Raw genomic sequence first — 3,242 nt, forward strand, 5'->3', positions numbered from 1 at the left:
ACAACGAGGGCGGTTGGTTCAGGGGGTAGATCGTCTGATCCACTGCAGGAGCAACCACGGCACGCGGGTTCCTCAGCCGAGGTTAAGCTAATTTGTAAGCTCAGGGCTGTTTAATTTCGTAATAGAGATGGTTCTCACATAGAATCATTCGACCCATGGCCTAGCCTGGAACCATGCCGGTAAGCCGGCCTCTGGGGCTTAAATCGGGGGTCAGAACCTCGAGTGGCCGCATACTCTACCCAGGTCCACCTGGTTTGCACAAAACACCGCCAAGTCGCGGTGTTTTGCTTTTAGTGAAGACCGCATTGGGGGAAATGCTAGAGTAGTCCGAGAATTACTTGGTACTGCCGATATTTCGACTAAACTTGGTCTTTGTTCGCATACTCTATATGCTTCTTGCAAAAGAGGCAGCGTCCCAAGCGGACGCGCGACTAGGTGGAGCTTTTGATCACACCCGCCGGCAAAGAGTGCCGCTTCTACTATCAGGACTTCTTCCGCGGGCGCTCCGTGCAGGAGTGCCGGCTCATCAAGGCCAACGCCCACTCCCCCCAGTGGCGGCCGAAGGACTGCTTCACCTGCCCCGTGCCTGAAATCCTGCAAGCCAACAGCAGCCCCAACCTGGTGCTGGAGGCCACGGTCAAGCCGGGCATCCTGGGCCTCAACCGCCACGTCGCGGTGCGGGCCTTCTGCAGTCGCCACCTGATCGACGTTGACCGGCCCGAAGTGGGCTGCCCCAAGTGCGCCGCCGAACGGCCCGGCTTGCGCGAACTGTTCGAGAATCTAGACTAATGGAGCCATAAGAGGAACACAGAGCAACACGGAGGCCAGACACAGAGACCATGACTTTCCCCATTCAGGCCATCCTGTTCGATCTGGACGACACCCTGCTGGGCAACGACATCGACACCTTCATGCGGCGCTACTTCGCCCTGCTGAGCGAGTACGCCCGCCCTCAGGTGGACGAGGCGACCTTCCTGCCCCACCTCATCCAGGCCACCCAGACGGCCATCCGCAACACCGACCCGACGCGCACCAACGCCGAGGTCTTCTGGGCCGCCTTCGAGGGGTTGACCGGCGGCCGGCGCGCCGACCTGGAGCCGTTCTTCCGCCGCTTCTATGAGACGGAGTTCGCCCGACTCCAGCCCTCGACCGTCCTGCGGCCGGCGGCGGCCGGCCTGGTGCGGGCGGCGTTCGACAGGGGCCTGCACGTGGTCATCGCCACCAACCCGCTCTTCCCGCTGGCGGCCATCGAGCAGCGGTTGGCCTGGGCGGGCGTGCCGGTCGATACCTACGACTACGCCCTGGTGACCGCCTACGAGAACATGCACGCCGCCAAGCCGCAGCCCGCCTACTACCGCGAAATCCTGTCGGTCATCAGCTGTGAGCCGGGCCGGGCGCTCATGGTCGGCGACGACTGGCGCAACGACATCGCCCCGGCGGCTGAGGTGGGGCTGTTCACCTACTGGATCGCCCCCGTGGATGCCGAGCCGCCCGACACGCGCCTGCTGAGCGGCCAGGGATCGCTGGATGCGCTGGCCGAACTGGTGGGCGGGGGCTGGCTGGAACGCCTCCGCCCGCCGGCCGCCTGAACCGCCGCCCCGCCCATGACCAACGACCGCACCCTGCTCAACCCGCCGCCCATCACTGACCTGCTGGCCGAGCTGGCCGCCTTCCGCGAGCGCGTGGCCGAACTGGCCGAGGACGTGGGCCGCGACTGGTCGTGGTCGCCCGCGCCGGGCGAGTGGTCGCTGACCGAGGTCGCCTGCCACTTGCGTGACGTGGAACGCGAGGTGCACCAGGCCCGGCTGAGGGCGCTGCTGGAAGACGACGACGCCTTCCTGCCCGGCGTGGATGCCGACGAGTGGGCCGAAGCGCGCGCCTATCGCCTGCAGAACGGGCGGCGGGCGGCGGCTGACTTTGTGGCCGCGCGCGACGAGACCATCGCCCTGCTGGCCCCGCTGCCGGAGGCGGTCTGGGAGCGGCAGGGGCAGCACACGTTCTTCGGTCCCATGTCGCTGCACGAACTGGTCTACCTGGCCGTCCAGCACGACCGCGTCCACGGCCGGCAGATGGATGAATTAACCACGGATTTTCACGGATTGAACGGATGAACACGGATTTAACCCAATGTTCAATCCGTGTTCATCCGTCTTATCCGTGTTCATCCGTCTTATCCGTGTTCATCCGTGGTTAATTCATTTCGTACGCGCTCGGCGAGTTGGAGGCTGCGGGGGTCGCCGAAGTGGGCGTGGTGGCGCTTGTGGTAGGCCAGCTCGCTGCACTGCTGGAAGCGCCGGCCGCTGCGCCGGTAGGCCGCCATGCCCTCGCTCGTCAGCAGTCCCAACCGGTGGCGCGTGCGGCTTAGCGCCGAGGGGACGATGGCGTACTCGTCCGCGCTCAGCACCCCCCGCCCGACCTCCTCGGCCAGATAGTCGCGCATCCAGCGCCGCTCCTGATAGAGCGCCAGCAGGATGATTGCCGTCGTGATCAGCACCCCGCCCCAATCGAACGTCAGACCCGCCAGGAAGGCCAGCGCCGTACCGCCGGACATGGTGACGTTGTGGGTGGCGTGGAGGAAGACGGCCGCGCTCCATCCGAGCAGCGGCGCGCCGATTCGCACCGGCCAGCGCCGGCTCAGCCGGGCCACAGCGATGCCCAGGCCGGTCAGCGAGGCGTAGAGGGCGTGGCTGAGGCCGAAGAGGACGCCGCGCATGACGACCACCGCGCCCCAGCCGGCCGCGCCACTCTCCTGGAAGGCGGAGACGTAGTAGAGGACGTTCTCCACCATGGCGAAGCCCATGCCGACCATCGCGCCGTAGATGATGCCGTCGAGCGGGCTGTCGAGTTCGTGCCGCCAGAAGAAGAGGATGAGGAAGAGGGCGATGCCTTTGGCCGTCTCCTCGACCAGCGGGGCGACGAGGCCGGCGCTGAAACGCTCGGCCGACCCGGCGTCCAGCAGCAAGTAGAACGGGACACTGAAGACCATGTTGAAGAAGATCGCCAGCAGCGCCGCCGGCAGCACCCCCCACAGGAAGGCCGCCGCCAGCAGCCACCACGGCTCCTTCTCATACCGGTCGGCCCAATAGATCAGCCCGGCATAGGCCAGCACCGGCAGCGCGGCGGCCAGGATGGAAAGGAAAAGCACGTTGCCGTCGGTCATCGTCGTCCTGTGTTCATGTTACAATTGTCTCTGACGGGAGATTATACTTGAGGAAGCGCGGGGGGGCAGGGGGGCGGGGGGG

At 65.7% G+C, this 3,242-nt stretch carries 4 protein-coding genes; 3 read left to right on the forward strand and 1 reads right to left on the reverse strand.

Annotation, left to right across the window (positions count from 1 at the left end):
* Positions 1-444: 444 nt before the first annotated feature.
* Genes ACE3UY_RS16205 through ACE3UY_RS16215 form a run of 3 tightly spaced genes read left to right on the forward strand, consistent with a single transcriptional unit; the run spans position 445 to position 2,111 of the window.
* A complete protein-coding gene (locus ACE3UY_RS16205; protein WP_374688533.1) occupies positions 445-789 on the forward strand; it encodes a hypothetical protein in 345 nt (114 codons plus the stop codon).
* A gap of 50 nt (positions 790-839) precedes the next feature.
* Positions 840-1,589 (forward strand): HAD family hydrolase, encoded by a 750-nt coding sequence (locus ACE3UY_RS16210; protein ID WP_374688534.1) that lies wholly within the window; start codon positions 840-842, stop codon positions 1,587-1,589.
* A gap of 15 nt (positions 1,590-1,604) precedes the next feature.
* Positions 1,605-2,111, forward strand: a complete 507-nt coding sequence (locus ACE3UY_RS16215; protein ID WP_374688535.1) for a DinB family protein — start codon at positions 1,605-1,607, stop codon at positions 2,109-2,111.
* 59 nt (positions 2,112-2,170) lie between these two features.
* On the opposite strand, the gene ACE3UY_RS16220 is transcribed toward ACE3UY_RS16215, so the two are convergent.
* Complete coding sequence (locus tag ACE3UY_RS16220; RefSeq protein ID WP_374688536.1) at positions 2,171-3,160, reverse strand: PrsW family intramembrane metalloprotease; 990 nt, start codon at positions 3,158-3,160, stop codon at positions 2,171-2,173.
* Positions 3,161-3,242 lie beyond the last annotated feature (82 nt).

Source organism: Promineifilum sp. (SeqCode) (assembly GCF_041918635.1).
GTDB lineage: Bacteria > Chloroflexota > Anaerolineae > Promineifilales > Promineifilaceae > Promineifilum.